This window comes from Acidimicrobiia bacterium (genome assembly GCA_040878325.1).
Lineage (GTDB): Bacteria > Actinomycetota > Acidimicrobiia > Spongiisociales > UBA11373 > JAUYIV01.
Window position 1 is genome coordinate 69354 of the sequence record JBBDMM010000016.1, and the last position, 23505, is coordinate 92858.

The following is a 23505-nucleotide window of genomic DNA, read 5'->3' on the forward strand; positions in this document are numbered from 1 at the left end:
GGCTCGCGAAGCGAGCCCCCCTACGCTTCCACCAATGGTCACCAAGCGGGGACGGATGTGGTTGACCCGGGGGGCGACGATCGCCCTGGTGGTCATCGTGATCGGCTTGTTCGCCGCCAGCTGGTACTACTCGGGCGAGATCGCCCGTCAGGTTTTCGCCCTCGACCAGTCCGAGCCGGATGCCGGGATCGCCGATCGCATGGCGTTCTCGACACCGGAGGCGCGCGGAGTCGAGTACTCACCGGTGATGATCGAAGGCCCGCTCGGGCCGCTGGCTGCATGGGCGACGGCCGGCGATTCTGGTACCTGGGTGGTGTTCGTCCACGGCAGAGGTACCGATCGGCGTGAGGCGTTGCGGGCGCTTCCGACCGCGACCGCCCTGGGATTGCCGACGCTCACCATCACTTATCGCAACGATGCCGCTGCGCCGCCCAGCAGCAGTGGCCGCCACGGCTACGGCCGCAACGAATGGTCCGACCTCCACGCCGCCGTGGAGTTTGCGCGCGACGAGGGAGCCAGGCGAGTCGTGCTCGTGGGGTACGGGTCAGGGGGCTCGATCATCTCGGTGTTCATGCGCGAGTCATCGCTGGCGACTGCGATCTCCGGTCTGGTGCTCGACGCTCCGGTGCTCGATGTCGCGATGGTCGTCGACCGCCTCGCGGCGGACGACCGGGCACCGCGTCTCCTCGTCGGCTGGGCGCGCGCGGTCGCCACGTTCCGGTTCGGCATCGACTGGGGTGCCCTCGACCAACTCGAGTTCGCTCAGGACATCACAGTCCCGGTGCTCGTGTTCCATGGCGTGGACGATGAGGAAGCGCCCATCGAAGCGAGCCGGCAGTTCGCCGAGGTCCTGGGGGACCTGGCCCGCCTGGTCGAGGTGCCCGGCGCCGGCCACGGTGAGGCGTGGAATGTGGACCCAGAGGCTTATGAAGGCACGCTGAGTCGATTCCTCGAGCAAGTGTCACAGGCGACCGGCGCCGACGACGCGCCATGAGACCGATCCGCGTGGCCGTGGAGGTACCCCTCCCGCCGGAGACGGTATGGGCGGAACTGGAGCGCCTCGAAGACCATCCTCGGTGGATGGCCGATGCAATCGCCGTCGAGTTCGAGGACGAGCGCCGTCGCGGCGTCGGAACCCGCATTCGGGTCGCCACCAGGATCGGACCGCTGCGCACCACCGATGTGATGGAGTTCACCGAGTGGGATAGCCCGGTGGCGATGGGCGTCACTCACCAGGGACTCTTCAAGGGGACCGGCCGGTTCAGCCTCGAACCCATCGACCGGGGCACCCGATTCACCTGGACCGAGACCGTCCGGTTTCCCTGGTTCCTCGGTGGGCCGATCGGAGCATGGGCCGCCCGACCCGTCCTGACACGGGTCTGGAGAGGCAATCTCCGCAGGCTGCAGTCCCGGCTCACCGACCCTTGAAAGTCGGAGGCCGCTTTTCGAGAAAGGCTGCCACCCCCTCCCGTGCATCCTCGGTCTCGAACGCCTTGCGGAAGCCGGCTGCCTCGATAGCGAGACCGTCGCCGAGGCGCATCGAGAACCCGTCGTCGATCACGTCCTTCGCGATCGCCATCGCCACCGTGGCTCCTGCCGCCAACTCGTCGGCCAGCGCCCGCGCCGCGGCGTCGAGCTCCTCTTCCGGCACCACTCGATCGGCCAGTCCCCACGCCAGGGCGGTGGGGGCATCGATCATCCGCCCGGTCAACACCAGGTCTTTGGCCCGGCCGACCCCCACCAGGCGGGTGAGGCGCTGGGTGCCGCCGGCGCCGGGGATCACCCCGAGCTTGATCTCCGGCTGTCCAACCCTCGCGCCCTCGGACAGCACGCGAAGGTCGCACGCCATCGCCAACTCGAGACCGCCACCCAGGGCGAACCCGCGGACTGCAGCGATCACTGGCTTGGGAAGCGCGGCGAGGGTGTTGAGGGCCTGCCCCAGTTCGACACCGAGACTCGCTCCACTACCGCCTGAGTCCATCGCCGCCTTGAACTCGGCGATGTCGGCCCCTGCGGCGAAGTGGGGGGAACCGGTGACGACCACCGCCCGCACGGCCCCCGCGGATGATCGATCGATTGCCGCCTCCAGATCGGCGACCAATTGCCCTGACAGAGCATTCACCGGAGGACGGTCGAGGGTGATGACCGCGACTGCGCCGTCCGCCTGGTAGCGAACCAATGACATCTGCTTCTCCCGATCGGGTGCGGTGATTGTGACCGCTGCAAGGTCGGATGTCAGATGTCCGCCCGGTCCCGAGCCGATGCTCAGGCGCCATCCGCCAGTCTCCGGGCGGCGGTCCAAGGATCGAGATCACCCGCCACCACAGCACTCGTCACCTCGCCCCCCTTCGCGGCGAGGTCGATAGCCCGGTCCCTGAGGAACTCCACTAGAGCCGTCTCGAGTTCGACGCGACGGCGGCGGCCCCGGTCGGCATCAAGGCCCTCCGACCCGAGATGCTCGCGGTGGGCGGCGACGGCCGCCCACACCTGGTCGACACCCGCGCCGGTCGTGCCCACGGTCTGGATGATCGGTGGATCCCACCCCGTCGCCTCGCCGAGCGCCAGCATCGCCCGCAACTCGGAGGCCGCGTCCTGCGCCCCGGGCCGATCTGCCTTGTTCACGACGAACACGTCGCCGATCTCGAGGATCCCTGCCTTGGCCGCCTGGATGCCGTCACCCCATCCCGAGGTGACCACCACGATCACGGTGTCCGCCGCGGCGGCGATCTCGACCTCGTCCTGGCCGACGCCGACGGTCTCGACGACCACCCAGGGAAATTGCGCGACCTCCAATGCGAGCAGTGCTTTGGGGGCGGCAGCCGACAAGCCGCCGAGGTGCCCTCGAGTGGCCATCGATCGGATGTAGACCCCCTGATCGAGGATGTGGTCCTGCATCCGAACCCGATCGCCGAGGACAGCTCCACCCGAGAAAGGACTGGTGGGGTCGACTGCCAATACGGCGATCTCGTCTCCTCCCGCCCGGGCCAGGCGGATCAGACCATCCGTGAGGGTGGATTTCCCCGACCCCGGGGCTCCGGTGATCCCGATCCGATGCGACGGCATTGCCGCCGCGAACGCGATCGGGAGAATCGCGTCGTAGCCCGCCCGCCGATCCTCCAGAATCGAGATCAGGCGGGCCAGGGCCCGACGATCCCCAGCCGCGACGGCGTCGACGAGCGCGGCCGGGGTCGGAAGAGCGGGCACGGGGGGAGAGTACCGCCCCGGCCCCGGCCCCAGCCTCAGCCCCGGCCAGACGGAGCGGCCATCCGCCTTCCGCCCTCCGCAGGAAGAAGCCAGGCCTTTCGTCGCGGACTGTGGGCTATGGACTGGGGGCTCTACGCATTACCCTCGCTCTCCGTGGGAATGTTCATTCCCGCTTTCCGTTGAAGTGAAGGCATGACTGAAGACACCACCGCAGTTGTAGAAGAGACCTCGGGGAAGGTCGATCTCGACGCGCTCCAAGAGACGCTCGAGTACATCCGTCCCGCCCTCCAGGCGGACGGCGGTGACCTGATCCTCCTCGGTGTGGACGGCGGCACCGTCAACCTTCAGATGGTCGGCGCCTGCGGCGGTTGCCCGATGTCCACGATGACCCTCACCGCCGGCATCGAGCGGATCCTCCGCGACCGAGTGCCGGGAGTGATGGAAGTCATCGCGATTTAGCGTCGGGCTTCGCCCGCCGCTCACCCAGCCCCAGCCCGGCCCAGCAAGAGGGTTCGGCCGCGCTCTGGCTGGAGCCGTAGCCGTAGCCCGATCGATCTGGCTATCGGCTACGCCTCTCAGCCGACCTCTCTGACTATCTTCGCGCCAAGCGATCTGAGGTTCCCGGCGAAGTCGGAGTATCCACGGTCGATGTGATGGGCGTCGGTGACCGTCGTGTAGCCCTCGGCGCGGAGACCGGCGAGCACCAGCGCGGCGCCTGCCCGAATGTCGCACGCGTCCACCGGGCATCCTGACAGCGCGGCGACCCCACGGGCGATCACGTGCTGACCTTCGAGTTGGATGTCCGCCCCCATCCGGTTGAGCTCACCGACGTAACGGAACCGCGCCGCGTAGATGTTCTCGGTGATCACCGAGGTGCCGCCGGCCAGCGACAGCAGCGCAACCATCTGCGGATGCATGTCGGTGTGGAAGCCGGGGTACGGCAGGGTGACGAAATCGACCGGTTTCGGTCGTTCAGGCCCGCGCAGGGTGACGAAGTCCTTGCCGAGTTCGTACTCACAACCCGCGGCGCCCAACTTGCGCAACTCCATTCGCAGATGATCGGGCACACAAGCCGTCACGGTGACCTCCCCACCCGTGATCGCACCGGCGATCAAGTAGGTGCCGGCTTCGAGCCGGTCAGGCACGGCACGGTGCTCGGCCGGGTCGAGCGAGCCGACGCCTTCGATCTCGATGGTCGAGGTGCCTGCCCCCCGGATGCGGGCACCCATCTTCGCCAGGAACTCGGCGAGGTCCTGGATCTCGGGCTCACGGGCGGCATTACCGATCGTCGTCGTACCCCGGGCCATCACCCCGGCCAGCAACACGTTCTCGGTGGCTCCGACGCTCGGAAACTCGAGGTAGACCTCCGCGCCGTGAAGACCATCTGGTGCGGTCGCGTGCAGGACCCCATGCACCAGCTCGAAGGATGCACCCATGGCTTCGAGTCCATCGAGATGCATGTCGATGGGTCGCGAGCCGAAGTCGTCACCGCCAGGTAGGGCCACCCGGGCCTCTCCGCATCGGGCGAGAAGCGCGCCGAGCACCAGAATCGATGCCCGCATCCGCCGCACCAGGTCGATCGGCGCCTCGGGGTTGAGCAGTTCGGGAACGTCGACGAAGACCGTCGAGCCCTCGAACCGGGTGGATGCCCCGATGTGCTGGACGACATCGCACATCAGCCGAACATCGAGGATGGCGGGGACGTTGTCGATGCGGTGGCTGCCCGGTGCCAGCAAGGTGGCGACCAGGTGCTTGAGAACCGCGTTCTTGGCGCCGAGCACCTCCACGGAACCCTCGAGGCGAGCGCCCCCGGCAACGACGAGTTGATCCACGGCGGCGATTCTACGGAGGGCGCGAAGTTGGGCGTCGGCGGACGCCCTGTCACTAGCCTGCCGCCATGCGCATCGCCATCGCCGCCGACCACGCCGGGTACGAACTGAAGGAGCACCTGGCGCGACTGGTCGCCGACGCGGGCCACGCAGTCACCGATCTCGGCACCCATTCGCCCGACCCCGTCGACTACCCCGACTACGCCGCGGCCGTGGGTCGGGCCGTGGTGTCGGGTCGGGTAGACCGCGGCATCGTGGTGTGCGGATCGGGTGCGGGGGCAGCCATCGTGGCGAACAAGATCCCCGGCATTCGGGCCGCCGTCGCCCACGACACCTACACCGCTCACCAGAGCGTCGAGCACGACGACGTGAACGTGCTCGCCCTCGGCAGCCGCGTGGTCGGCGAGAGCCTCGCCGAGGAGCTGGTCAAAGCGTTCCTCGAATCGCGCTTCAGCGGCGCCGAACGCCATGTACGAAGGGTGGCGAAGATCACCGCCCTCGAAGATCAAGAGTCAAGAATCAAGAGCCAAGACTCTTGACTCTTGACTCTTGGCTCCCTTGATACCCTCCCCCCGTGACCGTTCCCCGGTATTACAACCGCGAGTTGAGCCTGCTCGACTTTCAGGATCGGGTGCTGGCACTGGCCGAGGACCCGAACCTTCCGATTCTCGAGCGGGTTCGGTTCGTTTCGATCGTCGCCGGCAATCTCGACGAGTTCTTCCAGGTGCGAGTCGCCGGGCTCCGTGAGCAGGTTTCCACAGGAGTCGAGGCGGGTCCCGACTCCGCGAAGCCGCAGGAGCAGCTCGACGCGATCCGCCCCAGAGTCGTATCGCTCGACACCCGATCAGAGCGACTTCTCGCCAATGAGCTGATCCCCGCCCTCGCCGACCACGGCATCCTCATCGTGGGTTGGGGCGATCTCAAGAAGAAGCATCGCAAGGAACTGATCTCGATGTACGAACGCGAGATCTACCCGATGCTCACCCCACTGGCCGTCGACCCGCAGCATCCTTTTCCCTATATCTCCAACCTCTCGCTGAATCTCGCGGTCACGGTGCGCGACCCCGCGACCGGGCAAGACCACTTCGCCCGGGTCAAAGTCCCGCCACTACTCCCCCGCCTCGTGTCGGTGCAGGGAGGGACGATCCTGGTTCCGGTCGAACAGTTGCTGGCGTCGCAACTCGACACCCTCTTCCCTGGCCAGGAGGTCATTGGCAGCCATCCCTTCCGCGTCACCCGGAGCGCAGATCAGGCAATCGAGGAGGGAGAAGCCGAAGACCTGCTCGAAGCGATGGAGGAACTGCTCCAAACCCGCCACCGGTTCAGTCGCCTGGTGCGCCTCGTGGTCGACAGAACGATGCCCGACGACATGCTCGATCTGCTGATGAGCGAGATGAGGATCGAACCATCCGAGGTGTACATCAACCACGGGTTGCTCGCCCTGGCCGGGTTTTCGACGGTGAGCGGACTCGATCACCCCGACCTCAAGCCAGCAGTATGGGCTCCGACCACCCAGCCGATCCTGTCGAAACTCGGGCCAGGCGACAGCGTCATCGATCGGTTGGCCGAACGAGACGTGCTGGTGCACCTTCCCTACGAGGCGTTCGGAACCTCGGTTGGGGCATTCATCGCGGCCGCTTCGCGCGATCCGAACGTCGTGGCGATCAAGCAGACGCTCTACCGGACCTCTGACCCGGAAGACCCGGCCCTGGGAGGTGAGCAGTCGATCGTCAAGTCGCTCATCGCTGCCGCCCGGCGCGGCAAGCAGGTGGTGGTGCTGGTCGAACTGAAGGCCCGCTTCGACGAGGAAGCCAACATCTCCTGGGCTCGAATTCTGGAAGAGGCGGGCGTCCATGTTGTCTATGGCGTGGCCGGACTCAAGACCCACGCCAAGATCGCCCTGGTGGTACGACGCGAAGGGGACAACCTCAAGCGGTACTCGCACATCGGCACCGGGAACTACAACCCGAACACCGCACGCCTCTACGAGGATCTAGGGCTCCTCACCGCGGACGACGACATCGGTGCCGACCTGTCAGAGTTGTTCAACGTTCTGACCGGATACGGACAGAAGCACGACTACCGCCGGATCATCGTCGCCCCCACCGGATTGCGCGAGGCGATCACCTCGAGGATCAAGACCCAAGCGGCGCGCGGGGCCAAAGGCAGCATCGTGATGAAGCTGAACCACCTGGTCGACCCCAGAATGATCGACGAGCTGTACGCGGCCTCGGCCGCTGGAACGCCAATCGATCTGGTGGTGAGAGGGATGTGTTGCCTCCGACCGGGTGTGTCCGGGCTCTCCGAGACCATCAGGGTCAGGTCGATCGTCGGCCGATATCTGGAGCACAGCCGGGTGTTCCGTTTCGGACGCGGCGACGACGCCGAGTACCTGATTGGTTCTGCCGACATGATGACCCGGAACCTCGACGGGCGGGTGGAGGCCCTGACCCCCATCTACCACCCCCGACTGCGCAAGAGGCTCGAAGAGCTGTTGCGGGTGTGCCTCGCCGACGACCGCCTGGCGTGGGAACTGATCGACGACGGGTGGTCAAAAGTGCCCACCGTGCTCGGACTCGAGGCACACCGGCGATTCCAGGCACTGGCTCTCGCCCGGTCACAAGGCGCCGTCCCCGATCCGGCGCGGGCGTTGGACGTCCCCGAGATGGTGGCCGCTGCTGGCGGCATCGTCACGGACTCGGCGGACGGCGAACCACGAGTCCTGCTCGTGCACCGTCCCCGGTACGGAGACTGGTCCTTCCCCAAGGGCAAGGTCGATACGGGCGAGACCGCGGCCGAAGCTGCCCTGCGCGAGGTACTCGAAGAGACGGGGTACAGCGCCGAGCTGGGACAGCATGTGGGTGCTGTCGAATACGCCGACCGGTACGCCAGGCCCAAGATCGTCGATTACTGGGCGATGACGGTGGAAGGCGGGGCGTTCGAGCCCAACGACGAGGTCGACGAGGTCATCTGGGTGACTCTCGACGAAGCCCTCGAGTTGCTCACTTACGAACGAGACCGGGCCGTGCTGCGGACATCCCTGGCGTTGACGAAATGATCTTCGTCCTGCGTCACGCCCATGCGGGGAGCGCCGCCAACTGGCATGGCCCCGACAACGAGCGCCCGCTGAGCGACCGTGGCCAATTGCAGGCCAAGCGGATCGCCGAGGCACTGTTCGCCGACGGGGCCACCACGGTCTTCTCGAGCCCTTACCTGCGGTGCGTGCAGACGGTGAGTCCGCTGGCGTCGATGCTCGGTATCGACGTCGTGGAATCGGACGATCTGGTCGAGGGCGCCGGCGGAACCGGAGCCGCTCGTCTGGTCGCGACCGCCGCCGATGGCACCGTTATCTGCAGCCACGGCGACGTCCTGCACGCCCTGATGGGCCTTCTCGTCGCCGGAGGGGCGCCCCTGGGCGCTTCGCTGCAGTTCGAAAAGGGGGCGGTGCTCCGCCTCGAACGTGACGGAGGTCGGATCGTCTCGGCGCGCTACGAGCCGCCTGAGCGCTGATCCACGGCTTTGGCGAGCCAGGCGACGACGATCCCGGCGACGTGATCGAGCATCTGCTCGGCTGAGATCCCCGACTTCTTCGGAACGCTGTAGGAGTGGTCCGCGTCGGGAACCACGACCATCGAGGCGGTTCCAAGGCGGGCGATGATCGGGGCCAGAGCAGCAGGCGGGCCGAGCCGGTCCCGCTCGCCCTGCACGAACAACATCGGCGTGGTGATTTGGTCGAGGTGAGAAGTCTCCCGGGGCACGGTCTTACCGATGGGCATCAGCGGGTAGCCCAGGAAGAAGCGCGCGGCCGCCGGCGGTTCAACGAGGTGCGACGCCATCCGCCCACCCATCGACTTGCCGCCGAGCACCAGCCGGTCGGCCTCGGCGGCCACCGCGACGGCGACGGCCTGATGACACTCGAGCAGGATCTCCATCCGATCTGGAGCGCGCCGTCCTGCCGCTTTGTAGGGATAGTCGAAGGTCGTCACGGTCAATCCCGCGGCAAGGCGCTGCCTCATCCCCGCCATGAAGGCGTGCGCCTGGCCGGCGCCCGCGCCATGGGCAAGCACCACCGCGGTCGAGCCCACACCTTCTGTGACGAGAGGAATGGTGCGCCCTGGCGACCACTCCAGATCCCAATGGCGTGTCACCACGCCGAGTCCTCAGAAGCGGGCGAAGGGCCACCCGTCCGCAGCGACCACTTGAGCACCTTGCCGGACGGGTTACGCGGAAGCGGGGTACGCCTGAGTTCCCAGGCTTCGGGCACCTTGAATGACGCAATCTGTCCAATGAGATGCCGGGCCAACTCGTCGCCCGTCACGTCGTTGCGCACCACCACGACCGCCTTCACCCGCTCACCGAGGTCGTCATCGGGCACCCCGATCACCGCGGCCTCCACAACCGCCGGATGGGTCTCGAGCGCCCGTTCCACTTCCACCGAGTAGACGTTCTCCCCGCCGCGGATCACGACATCCTTCAATCGGTCGGTGACGTAGAGGAAGCCGTCCTCATCGAGGCGCCCGATGTCACCGGTGCGGAAGAACCCATCTTGGAACGCCGCGGCATCGGCGTCCGGGCGATTCCAGTAGCGAGGCATGACGTTCGCCCCCCGAATCGCGATCTCACCGGTCTTCCCCACCGGTACCAATCCACCGAACGCGTCGATGATCCTGATCTCAGCCGTTGGGGCAGGGATCCCCACCGAGTCGGGATGGCTCAGGTAGTCGGCCCCGATGTTGAGGGCGGAAATCGCCGTCGTCTCGGTCAACCCATAGCCCTGGATCAGCCGATCCTTCAGATTCGGGAAGGCCGCGGCGATCCGGTCGATCAAACCCGGGGCGGCCGGCGCACCCCCGAATGAGATTCGGCTGACGCGTGAGAAATCGCGCCGCTTCCACACTTCGCTGTCCAGAATCCGCGTGACGATCGTGGGCACTCCCCCAAACCTGGTGACCCCTTCCCGTTCGATCACCAGACCGGCCATCTCGGGATCGAACCGTCCCGGCGGAAGGAACACCATCGCGTGACCCCCGGCCACGAATGGCACCATCAATGCCAGGGTCGCGGTCGCATGGAACAACGGGATGACCGTGAGATCCACCTGGCGCCCCGACCCCACCGCCTCATCACTCGCGATTCGGGCAGCAGCCGTCATCGCGACCGAGTTGAGAAAACCCGACCCGATGTTGCGGTGAGTCAGCGGGGCCCCCTTCGGACGGCCGGTGGTCCCCGACGTGTAGAACAACACCGCGGCTTCGTCCTCGCCCCGGCGGTCCACACCCGGAAGCGGGTCGGGTGACTCGGCCAACGCGTCAGCAAGCTGCACCACGCCGTGAGGCAGCGGATGGCCCCAGGCGACGGTCCGCTCCGCCGGGTGCCCAGCGTCGATGGTCGATCGAGCGCGAGCGGCATCGGCGAGAACGACCGATATCCCGGCATCCTCGAGGGCGAATGCCAGCTCCGCCGCAGTCCACCAGGCGTTGAGGGGAACCACTACCGCGTCCAGGGCCGCGGCTGCCCAGAACCCGACCACCCAGTCGACGTGGTTTGCGCCCAGAATCGCCACTCGATCGCCGGCCTCCACCTGATACCGCGCCCGTAGGCCGGCCGCCAGCCGGCGCGCACGAGCGAACGTCTCGCGATAGGAGAGGCGCCGGTCTCCCTGGACGAGAAACTCGGCATCGCCGTGCTTCTCACCCATGGCGATGAACTCGGTGAGGTGGCGAGGCCTGGAGGCGAAGGTGCGCACCGGGAACCCGTGCACGTCTTCGACCACGATCTCGTAGTCGCCGCCCGACGCGGTCAGTTCTTCGAGCACTGCCTTGATCGCTGACACGGGTGCGAGAGTATCCCGGCAGCCCGCGGCGGTGACGACGCGCCAGCCCCGTACCATTCCCTCCACTCATGCGAATCCGGGTATTCAACAGCGCCGAGGCCCTCGCCGACGCCGCCGCCGACGAGGTGGAGGCGTGGCTCCGCATCGTTGCCGATCCCCGAACCATTGGTCTCGCCGGTGGCAATACGCCCCGCCGCACCTATGAGCTACTGGCCACCCGCCGCCTCGGATGGTCGGACATCGACGGATGGCTCACCGACGAGCGCCATGTCCCCCGCAACCACGAGGACAGCAACGCCGGAATGATCCGCCGTGCCCTGTTCGATCAGGTGCCGGCAACGCTCCATGAAATTCCCTGGGACGAGGCGCCCGATGCCGCCGCCAGCTACGAGTCAACCCTGCGACAGGTCCTGCCAGCGGGACCGAATGGGCGTCCCCAGCCCGGCCTGGTGCTGCTCGGAGTCGGCGACGACGGCCACACCGCTTCGCTGTTCCCGGGGTCCCCCGTGCTCGAGGAGGTGGAACGTGACTTCGTCGCCATCGAGGTTCCCGGCCGGGGCTGGCGGTTCACTGCGACGATCCCGATGCTGGCGCGGGCACGGCGGACCTTGTTCCTCGTATCGGGGGCCGCGAAGGCGGACATCGTCGCCGAGATCCTCGAAGGCACGAGCGACCTTCCCGCCGCCCGGGTTTCCCAGGCGAGCCGCGACGCAATGTGGCTGCTGGATGCCGCCGCAGCCTCGCGGCTCCACGACTACTCCTGACGCCGGCTCTACTCCGCCAAGCCAAGCAGTCCGATCAGGTAGCGGGACACCGCGCTGTCCGGATCGAGATCGGCACGGCGGAAGGCCTCCGCTTGCAGGGCCCCGAGTTCGCACTCCAACGCCACTGCCCGCGCGTCGAGGGCATCGCCTTGCTGGTGGAGGGCGACCAGGGGCTCGGGCCATGTCTCCGGATCGGCCACCGTCGCGGCGGGAGTGTCGTCGAGCACTTCGATCAAGATCTCGAACCAGCCCGCCATGTCTTCGGCCAGCCGGTCGCAGGTGTCATCGACAATCGTGGTCGTCGTAGTCGGACCCGGCGGTGCGGTAGTGGGTGGCGCGACGGTCCCCGAGTCGCAAGCAGCGACGAGGACGACAAGCAGAAGAGCAGCACGCTTCACGATCAGAGCGTAGGAAGGAAATTGGCGTCTCCCCCCGGCCTCCGGGGGAGTACCCCGAAGGGGGGAGGGGGCAGCTGACCCTGCGAGCAGGACTGGAGCCGGGTCTTAAGAAGTCGTGAGACCGCACGCTGTCTCCGCTGCCCCCTCCGCCTCGCTTCGCTCGGCACCTCCCCCGCCGACGGCAGGGGAGGACGCCCGGCGGGCGGCTGTCAGACCTCGACCGACTCCCCATCCACCTGCAACTCATCGACTATTCCGACGATCACCGAACGGATCGGCGCGGTGGTGTTACCGACCACTTGCCGCGCCGAGTTTCCTTCATCCACGATGAGCACCATCTCCCCGGCGCCGGCCCCGACGGTGTCGACGCAGATCAGGTATCCCCCGGTGTCGGCCCCACCGGCGTCGAGCAAGTCACAGATCAGCAGGCGGCGGTTGTCGAAGATCGGGTGGTTGATCGTCGAGACGACATTCCCCGCGACCCTTCCGAGCTTCACGAGGACCGCTCCACGTGGTCGACGATGCCCACGATGGCGTGGTCCACGGGCACGAACTGCACCGGCATCGCCAACGCCGCCTCGCGGCTGCTCACGATGTAGACCAGCTCGCCAGGGCCGGCCATCGCCACCGCGTCGGCGGCGACCACCGGCTGGCCATCGGGCTCCTGCTCCCGGTCGAGCGGTTGAACGAGCAGGAACCGAACGCCGTCGAGCCCCTCGTACTTGACGGTCGCCACGACCGTGCCGATCACCTCAGCGAGCTGCATCATCCCTCCCCAGGCGATCACTGAAGTGCCGCCCTGCCAAGAGGTTGTTCCCCATCTCACTGTGGAGCTGAGGAATCACCAACGCCGCGACCAGTGACTCCGCCGCGATCCGTCCGGCCCCCGCCGCCACTGCGGCCTCGACGTCGGAGAGGGCACCACAGAAAAGGGAGTAGGCCTTGCCGCCCAGCCCGTCGGCGAGGTGAAGCTCCATCAAGAAGACGCCGGCGCCCTTGACGGCGGCGTCGGATGCCTCGATGGTCGCGGCAACGGTTCGTGTCTCGATCACGCCGAGGGACTCGCCCGACCCCGGGACCCGGACGCCTCGCACCGCTTCGATGACGGCGGGGTGAACGTCGGTGAGCAGTACCTCGTCCAGCAGCGACGCCGGGGAGGATGCCCTGCCGGCAGCCATCGCCTCCTCGACGTCGGCGACCTCGCCGGTCACGAGGACGAGGTAGTTGCCCGGATGCACCGTGCCCGCAACGAGTTCGGCCACCGCACCGCGTTTGACCATGGCGTCGCCGGCTCGGATACCTGCTGCCACCGATCCGAATTCGAGAAGCCCGATTGCCGGGTTCACGGTCAGACGATCCTCAGGGCGCCGACCACCGAGATCCGACGCTCCCGGGTGAAGGTGATCGGACGGGTCATGCCGTCACCGCTCGGGCTGGCGATCGAGAACGAGGTGAACCCCTCACCGCCCTGACCGAGCCCGGCATAGTTGGGCCCGTTGGCGATGAAGATCGACACATTGATCGAACGCGCCATCCGGGTGATCGTCGACACATTGGTCGAGTGGATCGAGGCGGTATGGCGGAAGCGGTGCTCTGAGGCGATCGCCAGCTCGATGGCGGCACCTACGTCGGGCACCCGGGTAACGGGCAGGACGGGCATCATCTGCTCGGTCCAAACGAGGCTGTGCTCGTTGGGGACCTCTGCGACCAGCAACCGCGGGTCCCCGTCGACATCGACCCCGGCCGCAGCAGCGATGTCGCGGGCGTTCTTCCCGATCCACGACCGGTTGATCACCCCCGGCTTCCCGGCGGGGCCCATCGTCTCGAAGATCACCCGCTCCACCTTGCGGAGTTCATGTTCCTTGAGCACGTACGCGCCTTGGCGTCCCATCGCCCGCACCAGGTCGTCGGCGATGGCCCGCACCGCGATGACCGTCTTCTCGTCAGTGCAGATGACGTTGTTGTCGAAAGATGCCCCGGCGACGATGTCGCGGGCGGCCTTCTCGATGTCGGCGGTCTCATCGACCACGGCAGGTGGATTGCCCGGTCCGGCGGTGATCGCCCGCTTGTCCGTTTTCAGGGCCTCACGAACCACCGCCGGCCCTCCGGTGACAAGCAGCACCCGGACCTGGGGATGCTGCATCAGCGCCTGGGCGCTCTCGATGGTCGGCTCGGGGATGGCCGTGACCAGGTTGCTCGGACCCCCGGCGGCGAGGATCGCCCGGTTTATGAGGCGGATGTTCTCGGCGGACACCCGCTTTGCGTTGGGATGGACGTTGAAGACGACGCCGTTGCCGCCGCTGAGTACTGCAATCGTGTTGTTGATGATCGTCGAGGTGGGATTGGTGGTGGGAGTGACCGCCCCGATGAGTCCGAAGGGGGCGTGCTCGGTGACCATCATGCCGCTTGATCCAGTCTCGATCAGCGGTGCGAGATCCTCCGGACCGGGGGTGCGGGTCGCCACCAGGATGTTCTTGCGGATCTTGTCCTCGACCCTGCCCAGACCGGTCTCGGCGTGAGCCGCCTCGGCGAGATACTCGGCCTTCTCCACCATCGACTTGCGGATCGACGCGATGACGGCCTCGTGCAGATCCGTGCCGGCGGCGGCATACGTTCGCTGAGCGGCCTCGGCGGCATTCACCGCCTCGTCGATCGTGCCGAAGATGCCCTCACCGAGGGCCGCGTCCGGGATCGCCGCGGGAATCCGGGGGTTGGTCGGTAGCCGATCCGGCGTGCCGCCGAGACGCTCGCGCACCCGGGCGATGACCGCCTGGACCTCTTGCTCGCTGAACTTTGTCACTTGGTGAACTTCACTTCGCCGCCGACCTCCCAGGTGTCGACGATCGCCATCACCACGGCATCGCAGGGCCGGTCCCTGGTCGCCTCGGTCTGCCGGGCGGAGGATCCGGTGGCGAACATGACGACCTCACCGACACCCGCGCCCACCGCGTCCGCCGCGATCACGTACCCGCCGGAGTCGTCACCTTCGACGTCGACTTGTTTGATCACGAGGAATTTGAGCCCCTCCATCGTGGGCTCTTTCTCGCTGGCGACGAGTGTCCCCGCGACGCGGCCGAGTAGCACGAGGTGCTCCCCGCCTTTCTAGGAAGACTCCGCCGCGGCCTCGTCGGCCCGGCCGAGCGGGAGGATCATGTCGATGTTGACGTGGGGGCGGGCGATGACGTGAGTGGAAACCACTTCGCCGACCTTCTCCGCACCACGAACCCCGGCATCGATCGCCGCCTTGACGGCGGCAACGTCCCCGCGCACGACGGCAGTCACGTAGCCGCCGCCGGTCTTCTCGTACGACACGAGTTCGACCTTGGCGGCCTTCACCATCGCGTCCGCCGCCTCGACCATCGCGGCAAAACCGCGGGTCTCGATCATTCCGAGTGCTTCAGCCATGGGCTTTCGCTGTTCCTTTCTTTCCTTGAACCGATCAAGTGGCTTCGCGGCCCTCGAGGCCCTCGAGCGCCCCGACCGCCGCGCGCCACCCGACATCGATGTCGCTCTCCTCGCCCCCGAGATAGACGCGCCCTAGCGATCCGAACGACCGCACCTCGAGCACGTTGATGTTCGCCGCCTTCTCTGCCTCGTTGGCGGCCAACGGGGCATAGGAGGCAGGTTCCATCTCGAGCACATAGAGCGTCTGACCAGGGATGAGCATCTGGCCGTGCCTCATCCTGTTGATCAACTGCGCCTGGTGATCGTCGACCCGGCGGATGATCTGGCTCGAGGCAATACGGGGTTTGATCCGGTCACTCTCCGATGCCCCAATGTCCTCGAGGATCGCCGCTCCCGCCGCCCGCACCTCGGCCTGCGACGGTGAATGGATCTCGAGAAGGCCGAAAAATCGCTCGACGATCTGCATCCCGGGCTTCACCTGCGTCGACTTCAGGGCGACGTCGGTAACCCGGTTGATCTCGATGCCCGGAGAGATCTCGATGTAGAGAGAAGCGTCCCCCGCCAGCGGGAGAAAGCCCTGGGCCACCGTGCCCAGGAACGCCGCGTACTGGGGCTGCAGGCTGTCCAGGAACGAATAGCCCCGGAGGTCAATACCGCTCACTCGTTGTCCCTCCCGTCACGATCTGAACTCCTGCCGATGCACCGATCCTCGTCGCTCCGGCAGCAATCATCTGCCGGACGTCGTCGGCGTTGCGGATTCCGCCCGACGCCTTGACCCCGACCTTGGGGCCTACTGCCTCCCTCATCAACGCCACGTCGTACACCGTGGCGCCACCGCCCCCGAAACCGGTCGAGGTCTTCACGAAGTCTGCCTTGGCTTTCACGGCCAATCGCGATCCGATCACCTTCTCTTCGTCGGTGAGCATGGCAGTTTCGAGTATCACCTTGCACACCGCTCCGGCCTCGCGGCAGGCCTCGGCCACCCCGGCGACGTCGCGCTCGACGAGAGAGTGGTCTTGCGACTTGAGCGCACCCACGTTGATGACCATATCGATTTCACGGGCGCCGTCGCGGATCGCCCGGCGGGCCTCCATGGCCTTGATCTCCGGCATAGATGCCCCGAACGGGAAGCCCACCACGGCACACGCCACCACATCGGAGCCCTTGAGATTGTCGGCGACCCGTTTGACCCAGTACGGATTGACGCAGACGGAAGCGAACCCATACTCCCGCGCCTCGGTGCACATGCGGTCGATCTCGGCGGTGGTGGCATCGGGGCGGAGAAGCGTGTGGTCGATGAATCCCGCCAGGTCGGTTGGCACGTCGGCCCCGAGTCCGTTGAACGACACCCGGGTGGCACCGGCAGCCAGCACCGACCGCACTTTGTCGGCAGAGTGGGCGACGCAGTCACCGACACAGGCAAGGCAGTCATCCCAGGACTCGCCGGCCACCGCGGCCAGCACTTCCCGCGTGATCGCCTCGATCAGCTCGTCGCGCTCGCTCATACCGCCTCCCCCATGCGCCGGCGGGCATCGAGGGCCTCGATCATCGCCACCCGGCGAGCATGGCGCCCCTCGCCCCAGGGCGTGGCGAGCCACTCCTCGACGATCTGCCACGCCAGCGTCTCCCCGATCAGCCCGGCGCCGAGCGTGAGCACATTGGCGTGATTGTGTTCCCGGCTGTTGCGCGCCGAGGACAGGTCGTAACAGAGCGCCGCCCTCACCCCCGCCACCTTGTTGGCGACCATCGCCGACCCGATGCCGGCCCCGTCGATCACGATGCCGGCAACGCATTCCCCGGAAGCCACTTTTTCGGCGACCGCCAACGCAAAGTCGGGATAGTCGACCGCCTCGGACGAATCCGTGCCGCAGTCGACCACCTCGCGGCCGGTTTCGCGCAACCGGAACCCGATCCGCTCTTTGAGGCGGAAGCCCCCGTGGTCGGCCCCGATGGCGATCTTGCCGGCGACCGATACGCCCGCGCCACTCTCTGCCGAGGGCGCGGCAGCGGGCTGGTTGGAGGAGGCGACCGAATCGACGACGCGCGTCACGAGAGCGCGCACGTCCTCTTCGCTTGGAAGTTGGCGGCCGGGCACATTCGATTATCCCACGCCGCCGCGGGGGAAGCGGGATGAGGGGCAGGAGTCAAGAATCAAGAATCAAGAATCTTTCTGGCTCTTGGCTCTTGACTCTCGATTCTCTTGCGTAACCTCTCGGCATGTCCGACCCTGCCTTCACCTGGGATCGACGGCCGGGCCCGAGCGAGCAGAAGCGGAAGACCCGCCACGAGGTGCCGGCCGAGCCGGCGCCGCCGCTCGGCGGCCGGATCACGCTCAAGGAGGCCGAGCACCGGTTCGGAGTTTCGGTGGGCACGCTGCGCTCGTGGGCCCGCGATGGGGCGGTCGACGCGGTCAAGGCCGACGGGCCGAACGGCCGCCAATGGATGATCACCGCCGAGTCGGTGGCCCATCGGATTTCTCATCGTGCGGGAAGCCCCCCGCCCGCTCCTCGAGAGGGGGCCACCGGCCCGACGGCCGACGGGACGGCGATGCTGGTACCCCGCGACGCCTGGGACCGCCTGATGGACCAATTGGGGAACATCCACGAAGCAGGCCTGATGCTGTCCGAGGCACGCGAACGGGCCGCCCGCGCCGAAACCGAAGCCGAGTTCCTCCGCGAACGTCTCGGCGAGATCCGCACCGAACGCGACGAGCTCAGGGCGGCGACCAGGACCAGGGAGATACCCCAGCCGACGGTGACGCCGGCCCCTCGAACGGCTCCGGCGGCCCCAACCCGGAGGCCCACCGCGTGGGACATGGCCAAGCGCTGGTGGCGCGGCGGTCAAGGCTGACAAGAGATCTTGACTCTTGACTCTTGACTCTCGAATCTTGACTGTTTTCCCCGCCACTACCGTCATCACCGCATGGACCGCCCTCCGATCATCTCCGTCACGGACCTGCGGTTCGCCTACGGCAACATCGTCGCCATCGACGGAGTAAGCCTCGAGATCCCCCCCGGCCGTATCGGTTTGGTGGGCGCCAACGGCGCCGGCAAGACAACCCTGCTCAAGATCCTGCTTGGGGTACTGCCGGCGGCTTCCGGCCAGGTCGCAGTGCTCGGGCACGACGTCGCCACCCGGCAGCTCGATGTCCGCGCCCGGGTCGGGTGGATGCCGGAGGGAAACTGCATGCCTCCCGACCAGACTGCCGCCGACTTCCTCGGGTACGCCGCCGAACTGGGTGGGCTGCCGGTACGAGCGGCGCGGCAGCGCGCTAGCGACGTGCTCGGCCTGGTCGGCCTCCACGAGGAGCGCTTCCGTTTCATCGGCGAGTTCTCCACCGGCATGAAACAACGCGCCAAGTTGGCCCAGGCGATCGTCCACGACCCGCAGCTGGTCCTCCTCGACGAGCCCACTGCCGGCCTCGACCCCGAAGGACGGGAGGAGATGCTCGATCTCGTCACCCGGCTGGAGGACTTCGGGATCAATGCGGTCATCTCCTCGCATGTGTTGACCGACATTGAACGGACTTGCGAGTGGGTCATCATGCTCGACGGCGGCAAGGTGCTGCGATCCGGGCCGCTGACCGATTTGTCGACCACCGATGAAGTCGAATTGGAGGTCATCGGCGACAGCGCCGCAGTGGTTGCCGTTGCCCAGCGGTTGGGGGCGACGGTCGAGCTGGTGGGCTCGGTGCTCCACCTGACTGCCACCGATCGGGACGCCTTCGAGATCGCCAGAGATGCCCTGGCGGAAGTCGGGGCCCCGCTGCGAAGGCTCGCCGCCAAACGGACCACCCTCGAGGACGTATTCATGGGGGAGGGTTCGAATGGCTGAAGGCGTCGTATTCGATCTGGGATGGCGGCCGCATGACGGACCGCGCCTGGGGCGAGCCGGAGCACGCCGCGCCATCTACCGCGACGGGCTGCGTCGCGTGCTCGGGCTCCGCCGTCGGGCACGCCGCAAAGTGTTCCCCATCGCGATGCTCAGCATCGCGATACTCCCATCGCTCTTCTTCGTAGCCCTCAGCGTCATCGCAGGCGAATTCGACGCCAGCGCAACCTTCTTCGGCCATAGCGAGTACTTCGACCTCACCGGAGCGTTGGTGCTCATCTTCACCGCGCTCGCCGCCAGCGAACTGCTGATTCCCGACCGCGTCAACGGAACGCTGTCGGTGTACGCGTCCCGACCACTGACGACCGCCGACTACGTGTCGATGCGGGCAGCGTCGCTGGCGACAGTCGTATTCGGTTTCCTGTGGCTGCCACATGTCGTGCTGTTTCTCGGCCGCGCCTGGGTGGAGGGGTTCGGCTCCTACGTCACCGAGAACTTCGAGGTGCTCGGGCAGACCGCGCTGGCATCGGCCGTCTACTTCCTCGCGTTTGCCCCACTCGGATTCCTGGTGGCAGCGTTCTCGAAGCGCTCATCGCTCGCGGCCGGAGTGTTTCTGGGAGTCGTCACCATCTCCAGTGCTGCCACTCGCGGGTTGATCGAGGCCGGTATCGACTTCATGGGGCTCTTCGCCTTCCAGCACCACCCTGGCTACGTGAAGGATTGGATCATGGGTTCGGACACCCACCAGTGGATTCCCGAAGATGCCGGCTTCGATCCGGCCGTGTCGTTGTTGGTGGTCGTAGTAGTGGCGGCGTTGTCGAGCATCGCCGTGCCGGCGCGCCAGAAGCGGGCGGGATGACGACTTCACCTGCCACGGTTGAGGACGCCACGGTCGAAGTGAACGACGTGTCGAAGTGGTTCGGCCAGAAGGTGGCGGTGTCAGACGTCACCTGCTCGTTCGGACCCGGCCTCACCGGCCTCCTCGGACCCAACGGCGCCGGAAAGACGACCTTGCTCCGATTGATCTGCGGCCTGCTCGCCCCGTCCGACGGTGCCGTCTCGATCCTCGGGTCCAACCCACGGCGCGACCACAAGGTCTACGGGCGAATGGCGCTGGTCCCCGAGGAAGACGCGGTGTACGGCCAACTCACTGCCCGGGCATTCGTGACCTACGCCGCCGACCTGGCAGGAGCACCACGGGAGGGGGTCGAACGGGCGATCGAAGCAGTGGATCTCGGTTCTGCCGCCGACCGCCCCATTGCCGGGTTCAGCAAAGGCATGCGTCAACGGGCGAAGGTCGCCGCGGCACTGGTCACCGACCCGCAGGTGCTGATCCTGGACGAACCTCTGAATGGCACCGACCCGGTGCAGCGCGCCCACCTCATCGAGACCTTCAAGCGCCTCGCCGCCGGCGGCAAGACGGTGATCGTGTCGTCGCACGTCCTCGCCGAGGTGGAGCGGATGGCAGACCGGGTCATCGCCATCGTCGACGGACGCCTGGCTGCCGCCGGTGGAGTGCACGCCATCAGGGAAGCAATGGCCGACACCCCTTATCGAATTCGCATCGACGTCGATGACCCCCGCGGCGTCGCCGCCAGCCTGATGGCGTCGGAGAGCATCACCTCGGTGACGATCTCAGGCAACGCTCTCCGGATCGAGACGTCCAATCTTCCGGACCTCGGCCTCCGCGTTCCAAGGATCACCAAAGACCTGGGGGTTCGGCTGACGGCGTTCGAGCCGGAGGATGAGTCCCTCGAGAGCGTGTTTCGCTACCTCGTCCGGAGACGCAAGTGAGAGCGTTCCTGTCGATGGTTCGGGTCACCCTGCGTCAAGTGATCGGCGGGCGGCGGTGGATCATCCTCGGACTGGTTGCCCTGCTCTCCGCCATCGTGATGTGGCTCTCGTCTGCCAACCTCAACGAGGCGAACTCGATCGGCCGGTATCACGACGCCCCCCTCGTGATCCTCTTCATCATCGTCCTGCCCCTTGTCGCCCTGGTGCTCGGCTCCAGCGCCCTGGGTGACGAGCGGCGCGACGGCACCCTGTCGTTCCTGCTGCTGCGGCCGATTCCGCGATGGTCCATCGTCGCGGCGAAGTTCACCGCGTCGTGGCTGGCCGCCACCGCGATCTCCAGCGTCGCCGGGATCCTCGCCAGCGCCGCATTGGCCGCCCGTGCGGGAACCTGGGTGACACTCGTGCCAACTGTGGTCGGAGTCGCCGTCAGTGCGGCCTGCTACACGGCGGTCTTCCTGGTGTTGGGGCACATCACGTCGCGGGCCGTGCTCGTCGGCCTCGTGTATCTATTCGTCTGGGAGTCCGGAATCAGCTTTGCGGCGCCGGCACTCGCCAACGTGTCGCTGTTCCGCATCGGCCTCACCGCCTACGTGGGGCTGGTGCCCGCGGGAACGCCCGGGGTGGCCCCGCTCGACGAAGTCCTCGGACTGCTCGTCCCCGGAGCCGGGGGTGCAGTGGCCAAGGCTGTCGGAATCTCGATCGTCTGCATCACCATGGGGGCAGTGCTCCTCAAACGGATGGACGCCACGGGCGAGTGAACTCCCGGGGCGCCCCACCCGGGCTAGCGTCACCGACATGACCGTCGACGGGCCGGCGCCCCGCGGGCTCTACCGGCGCATGGGGATCGCCGCCGCGATCGTCGCTGGCGGCGTCCTCCTCTCCCGGATCCTCGGCCTGGTGCGACAGGTCATCTTCGCCTGGCTCCTCGGGGCGGGGGCAACCGGTGACGAGTACTTCGTCGCCTTCATCATCCCCGACCTCCTCAACTACCTACTGGCCGGGGCATACATGGCGATCACCCTGATCCCCCTGTTGTCGAGACGGTTCGCCGCGGGCGACGAGGACGACGCCCGCCACGCGTTCTGGGCAATCGCCCGGCCCCTGACTCTGGCGATCGGGGGGCTGGTGCTGATCGCCATGCCATTCGTGGAGCCGGTGCTGCGGGCCATCGAACCAGGCTTCACCGAGGCTCAGGTGGCCGAGGCTGCCCGGCTCACTCGCATCGTCTTGCCAGCGCAGGTGTTCTTCATCCTCGGCCAACTGTTCACCGCGTGGCAGTTCGCCCGAGAGAAGTTCGTGATACCGACCCTCGGTCCGATCGTCTACAACCTCGGGATCATCGCGGGGGGCCTCCTCGGCGCGCTTGGCCAGGAGGATCCGGGAGCGGATGGATTCGCCTGGGGAGCCCTCGGCGGAGCGTTCTTCGGGATCTTCGTACTCCAATGGTGGGGGGCTCACCGTCAGGGCTTGCGGCTCCCCTCGGGCCGACTCGGCAGGCACCCGGCGGTGCGGCGCTACTTCGCGCTGGCGATTCCCCTCATGCTCGGCCAGTCCCTCGTCGTGCTCGACGAGCAGCTGGGACGAGCGTTCGGATCGCTCACCGCCAACGGTGGCATCTCCTGGCTCACCTTCGGTCGGCAGACGATGCTGGTACCGGTGGGGGTGATCGCCCAGGCGGCCGGCGTCGCCGCCTACCCGTTCCTCGCCCGTCTCGCGGCGGAAGGGAAGCATCGGGAGCTGGCCGCAGCCGTCGGGCGAGCGGTGCGCTTCGTGATCGTGCTCAGCCTTGCCGCGGCAGCCGGCCTGATGGCGATGTCGATCCCGCTGGTGCGTGCACTGTACGAGCGTGGCTCCTTCGAGCCGGCCGACACCCTCGCCACTGCTGCAACCGTGGTCGTGTTCGCTATCGGGGTCCCGATGTGGGGTATCCAACAGATCCTCGCACGCGGCTTCTATGCCCGGGAAGAGATGTGGGCTCCGGTGGTGATCGGCACCGCGGCAACCGTGGCGGCAGTACCGATCTACTGGGCTCTGAACGACTCGATGGGCATCGAGGGACTCGCCCTCGCGTCGAGCCTGGCGATCACCCTCTACACGATCGGGCTCGCCATCGTCTGGTATCGACGGACCGGCACCCGTGAGTTGTGGCCAGTGGTGAAGACCCTTGCCGGCAACCTCCCGCTGGCCGCCGCCGGCGGCGGGGCTGCATGGCTGGTCGCACGCTGGGTGCTCGACACCCTCGGGATGGACGGCTTCTTCAACAACGCCGTCGCAGTGGCCATCGGGGGGGTGGTACTGCTGGCCATAGCGCTATTGCCCCGGCCGGTGCGTCGCGACCTCGTCGGTCGGCCTGCAGCCCGCCTCCAACCCCCGACCAGCACCGAAGAAGGACCCCTGTCCGATCTCTGAGGGGTCCGGCCGAACGAAGAAGGAGCGGCTCCAGAGCG

At 67.1% G+C, this 23505-nt stretch carries 28 protein-coding genes; 13 read left to right on the forward strand and 15 right to left on the reverse strand.

The features are described 5' to 3' along the window. The first annotated feature begins 34 nt into the window (after positions 1-34). Positions 35-994 carry a prolyl oligopeptidase family serine peptidase gene (locus WD184_09215; protein MEX0826911.1) on the forward strand — a complete coding sequence of 320 codons (960 nt, stop codon included), beginning with the start codon at positions 35-37 and terminating at the stop codon, positions 992-994. Continuing rightward, positions 991-1428 carry an SRPBCC family protein gene (locus tag WD184_09220; protein ID MEX0826912.1) on the forward strand — a complete coding sequence of 146 codons (438 nt, stop codon included), beginning with the start codon at positions 991-993 and terminating at the stop codon, positions 1426-1428. The genes WD184_09215 and WD184_09220 overlap by 4 nt, the downstream gene beginning before the upstream one ends. Here WD184_09220 and WD184_09225 read toward each other — a convergent pair. Further along, positions 1415-2185 carry an enoyl-CoA hydratase-related protein gene (locus tag WD184_09225; protein ID MEX0826913.1) on the reverse strand — a complete coding sequence of 257 codons (771 nt, stop codon included), beginning with the start codon at positions 2183-2185 and terminating at the stop codon, positions 1415-1417. The genes WD184_09220 and WD184_09225 overlap by 14 nt on opposite strands. An 80-nt stretch (positions 2186-2265) precedes the next feature. After that, entirely contained in the window at positions 2266-3204 is a 939-nt protein-coding gene (gene meaB / locus WD184_09230; protein ID MEX0826914.1) for a methylmalonyl Co-A mutase-associated GTPase MeaB, read from the reverse strand. Between the two features lie 192 nt (positions 3205-3396). On the opposite strand from meaB, the gene WD184_09235 reads away from it, so the two are divergent. Further along, positions 3397-3663 carry a NifU family protein gene (locus tag WD184_09235; protein MEX0826915.1) on the forward strand — a complete coding sequence of 89 codons (267 nt, stop codon included), beginning with the start codon at positions 3397-3399 and terminating at the stop codon, positions 3661-3663. A gap of 116 nt (positions 3664-3779) precedes the next feature. Here the strand turns inward: WD184_09235 and murA are convergent, their stop codons facing one another. Continuing rightward, positions 3780-5036 (reverse strand): UDP-N-acetylglucosamine 1-carboxyvinyltransferase, encoded by a 1257-nt coding sequence (gene murA / locus WD184_09240; GenBank protein ID MEX0826916.1) that lies wholly within the window; start codon positions 5034-5036, stop codon positions 3780-3782. Positions 5037-5101: 65 nt separating this feature from the next. Here murA and rpiB (WD184_09245) point away from each other — a divergent pair, with 65 nt between their 5' ends. Genes rpiB (WD184_09245) through WD184_09255 form a run of 3 tightly spaced genes read left to right on the forward strand, consistent with a single transcriptional unit; the run spans position 5102 to position 8543 of the window. Continuing rightward, positions 5102-5572 carry a ribose 5-phosphate isomerase B gene (gene rpiB / locus WD184_09245; GenBank protein ID MEX0826917.1) on the forward strand — a complete coding sequence of 157 codons (471 nt, stop codon included), beginning with the start codon at positions 5102-5104 and terminating at the stop codon, positions 5570-5572. Positions 5573-5607: 35 nt separating this feature from the next. Further along, on the forward strand, positions 5608-8091 hold the full coding sequence (gene ppk1 / locus WD184_09250; GenBank protein ID MEX0826918.1) for a polyphosphate kinase 1: 2484 nt from the start codon (positions 5608-5610) through the stop codon (positions 8089-8091). Beyond that, complete coding sequence (locus tag WD184_09255) at positions 8088-8543, forward strand: phosphoglycerate mutase family protein (GenBank protein MEX0826919.1); 456 nt, start codon at positions 8088-8090, stop codon at positions 8541-8543. The genes ppk1 and WD184_09255 overlap by 4 nt, the downstream gene beginning before the upstream one ends. On the opposite strand, the gene WD184_09260 is transcribed toward WD184_09255, so the two are convergent. Together WD184_09260 and WD184_09265 are read right to left on the reverse strand one after the other, a co-directional pair. After that, complete coding sequence (locus WD184_09260; GenBank protein MEX0826920.1) at positions 8522-9184, reverse strand: alpha/beta family hydrolase; 663 nt, start codon at positions 9182-9184, stop codon at positions 8522-8524. The two genes, WD184_09255 and WD184_09260, sit on opposite strands and share 22 nt — an antisense overlap. After that, positions 9178-10866: an AMP-binding protein gene (locus WD184_09265; protein MEX0826921.1), complete on the reverse strand. Its 1689-nt coding sequence runs from the start codon at positions 10864-10866 to the stop codon at positions 9178-9180. Before WD184_09265 ends, WD184_09260 begins: the two co-directional genes overlap by 7 nt. A 68-nt stretch (positions 10867-10934) precedes the next feature. Between WD184_09265 and pgl the strand changes: the two genes are divergently transcribed. Then, positions 10935-11630 (forward strand): 6-phosphogluconolactonase, encoded by a 696-nt coding sequence (pgl, locus tag WD184_09270; GenBank protein MEX0826922.1) that lies wholly within the window; start codon positions 10935-10937, stop codon positions 11628-11630. An 8-nt stretch (positions 11631-11638) separates the two neighbouring features. Here pgl and WD184_09275 read toward each other — a convergent pair whose 3' ends face one another. The 10 genes from WD184_09275 to rpiB (WD184_09320) all read right to left on the reverse strand — a co-directional run bounded on the left by WD184_09275 (position 11639) and on the right by rpiB (WD184_09320) (position 17495). Then, positions 11639-12028, reverse strand: a complete 390-nt coding sequence (locus WD184_09275; protein MEX0826923.1) for a hypothetical protein — start codon at positions 12026-12028, stop codon at positions 11639-11641. A 209-nt stretch (positions 12029-12237) separates the two neighbouring features. Continuing rightward, complete coding sequence (locus WD184_09280) at positions 12238-12525, reverse strand: EutN/CcmL family microcompartment protein (protein MEX0826924.1); 288 nt, start codon at positions 12523-12525, stop codon at positions 12238-12240. Beyond that, positions 12522-12794 (reverse strand): EutN/CcmL family microcompartment protein, encoded by a 273-nt coding sequence (locus WD184_09285; protein MEX0826925.1) that lies wholly within the window; start codon positions 12792-12794, stop codon positions 12522-12524. The genes WD184_09280 and WD184_09285 overlap by 4 nt, the downstream gene beginning before the upstream one ends. Continuing rightward, on the reverse strand, positions 12781-13374 hold the full coding sequence (locus tag WD184_09290; GenBank protein ID MEX0826926.1) for a BMC domain-containing protein: 594 nt from the start codon (positions 13372-13374) through the stop codon (positions 12781-12783). Before WD184_09290 ends, WD184_09285 begins: the two co-directional genes overlap by 14 nt. Positions 13375-13376: 2 nt before the next feature. After that, positions 13377-14828 carry an aldehyde dehydrogenase family protein gene (locus WD184_09295; GenBank protein ID MEX0826927.1) on the reverse strand — a complete coding sequence of 484 codons (1452 nt, stop codon included), beginning with the start codon at positions 14826-14828 and terminating at the stop codon, positions 13377-13379. Continuing rightward, positions 14825-15112, reverse strand: a complete 288-nt coding sequence (locus tag WD184_09300) for a EutN/CcmL family microcompartment protein (GenBank protein ID MEX0826928.1) — start codon at positions 15110-15112, stop codon at positions 14825-14827. The genes WD184_09295 and WD184_09300 overlap by 4 nt, the downstream gene beginning before the upstream one ends. 18 nt (positions 15113-15130) lie before the next feature. Then, the gene (locus WD184_09305) at positions 15131-15433 is read right to left on the reverse strand and encodes a BMC domain-containing protein (protein MEX0826929.1); all 303 of its coding nucleotides are present in this window, start codon (positions 15431-15433) and stop codon (positions 15131-15133) included. A gap of 34 nt (positions 15434-15467) precedes the next feature. Beyond that, on the reverse strand, positions 15468-16094 hold the full coding sequence (locus tag WD184_09310) for a hypothetical protein (GenBank protein MEX0826930.1): 627 nt from the start codon (positions 16092-16094) through the stop codon (positions 15468-15470). Continuing rightward, positions 16081-16755, reverse strand: coding sequence for a deoxyribose-phosphate aldolase (deoC, locus tag WD184_09315; protein ID MEX0826931.1), 675 nt, complete (start codon positions 16753-16755; stop codon positions 16081-16083). The genes WD184_09310 and deoC overlap by 14 nt, the downstream gene beginning before the upstream one ends. A 179-nt stretch (positions 16756-16934) precedes the next feature. Further along, positions 16935-17495: a ribose 5-phosphate isomerase B gene (gene rpiB, locus WD184_09320; GenBank protein MEX0826932.1), complete on the reverse strand. Its 561-nt coding sequence runs from the start codon at positions 17493-17495 to the stop codon at positions 16935-16937. A gap of 155 nt (positions 17496-17650) precedes the next feature. On the opposite strand from rpiB (WD184_09320), the gene WD184_09325 reads away from it, so the two are divergent. The 6 genes from WD184_09325 (at position 17651) to murJ (ending at position 23467) form a co-directional block, all read left to right on the forward strand. After that, positions 17651-18283, forward strand: a complete 633-nt coding sequence (locus tag WD184_09325; protein ID MEX0826933.1) for a helix-turn-helix domain-containing protein — start codon at positions 17651-17653, stop codon at positions 18281-18283. A 72-nt stretch (positions 18284-18355) separates the two neighbouring features. After that, positions 18356-19267 carry an ABC transporter ATP-binding protein gene (locus WD184_09330; protein MEX0826934.1) on the forward strand — a complete coding sequence of 304 codons (912 nt, stop codon included), beginning with the start codon at positions 18356-18358 and terminating at the stop codon, positions 19265-19267. Then, entirely contained in the window at positions 19260-20123 is an 864-nt protein-coding gene (locus WD184_09335) for a hypothetical protein (GenBank protein ID MEX0826935.1), read from the forward strand. The genes WD184_09330 and WD184_09335 overlap by 8 nt, the downstream gene beginning before the upstream one ends. Next, positions 20120-21058 carry an ABC transporter ATP-binding protein gene (locus tag WD184_09340; protein ID MEX0826936.1) on the forward strand — a complete coding sequence of 313 codons (939 nt, stop codon included), beginning with the start codon at positions 20120-20122 and terminating at the stop codon, positions 21056-21058. The genes WD184_09335 and WD184_09340 overlap by 4 nt, the downstream gene beginning before the upstream one ends. Beyond that, entirely contained in the window at positions 21055-21816 is a 762-nt protein-coding gene (locus tag WD184_09345; protein ID MEX0826937.1) for an ABC transporter permease, read from the forward strand. Before WD184_09340 ends, WD184_09345 begins: the two co-directional genes overlap by 4 nt. Positions 21817-21853: 37 nt before the next feature. Then, positions 21854-23467 (forward strand): murein biosynthesis integral membrane protein MurJ, encoded by a 1614-nt coding sequence (murJ, locus tag WD184_09350; GenBank protein ID MEX0826938.1) that lies wholly within the window; start codon positions 21854-21856, stop codon positions 23465-23467. The last annotated feature ends 38 nt before the right edge of the window (positions 23468-23505 follow it).

What these genes read in the sequence shown, in the direction of transcription:
- WD184_09215 (MEX0826911.1), top strand. Translation starts at nt 35, where the DNA reads ATGGTCACCAAGCGGGGACGGATGTGGTTGACCCGGGGGGCGACGATC.
- WD184_09220 (MEX0826912.1), top strand. Translation starts at nt 991, where the DNA reads ATGAGACCGATCCGCGTGGCCGTGGAGGTACCCCTCCCGCCGGAGACG.
- WD184_09225 (MEX0826913.1), bottom strand. Translation starts at nt 2,185, where the DNA reads ATGTCATTGGTTCGCTACCAGGCGGACGGCGCAGTCGCGGTCATCACC.
- WD184_09235 (MEX0826915.1), top strand. Translation starts at nt 3,397, where the DNA reads ATGACTGAAGACACCACCGCAGTTGTAGAAGAGACCTCGGGGAAGGTC.
- rpiB (MEX0826917.1), top strand. Translation starts at nt 5,102, where the DNA reads ATGCGCATCGCCATCGCCGCCGACCACGCCGGGTACGAACTGAAGGAG.
- WD184_09255 (MEX0826919.1), top strand. Translation starts at nt 8,088, where the DNA reads ATGATCTTCGTCCTGCGTCACGCCCATGCGGGGAGCGCCGCCAACTGG.
- pgl (MEX0826922.1), top strand. Translation starts at nt 10,935, where the DNA reads ATGCGAATCCGGGTATTCAACAGCGCCGAGGCCCTCGCCGACGCCGCC.
- WD184_09285 (MEX0826925.1), bottom strand. Translation starts at nt 12,794, where the DNA reads ATGCAGCTCGCTGAGGTGATCGGCACGGTCGTGGCGACCGTCAAGTAC.
- WD184_09305 (MEX0826929.1), bottom strand. Translation starts at nt 15,433, where the DNA reads ATGGCTGAAGCACTCGGAATGATCGAGACCCGCGGTTTTGCCGCGATG.
- WD184_09325 (MEX0826933.1), top strand. Translation starts at nt 17,651, where the DNA reads ATGTCCGACCCTGCCTTCACCTGGGATCGACGGCCGGGCCCGAGCGAG.
- WD184_09330 (MEX0826934.1), top strand. Translation starts at nt 18,356, where the DNA reads ATGGACCGCCCTCCGATCATCTCCGTCACGGACCTGCGGTTCGCCTAC.
- WD184_09335 (MEX0826935.1), top strand. Translation starts at nt 19,260, where the DNA reads ATGGCTGAAGGCGTCGTATTCGATCTGGGATGGCGGCCGCATGACGGA.
- WD184_09340 (MEX0826936.1), top strand. Translation starts at nt 20,120, where the DNA reads ATGACGACTTCACCTGCCACGGTTGAGGACGCCACGGTCGAAGTGAAC.
- murJ (MEX0826938.1), top strand. Translation starts at nt 21,854, where the DNA reads ATGACCGTCGACGGGCCGGCGCCCCGCGGGCTCTACCGGCGCATGGGG.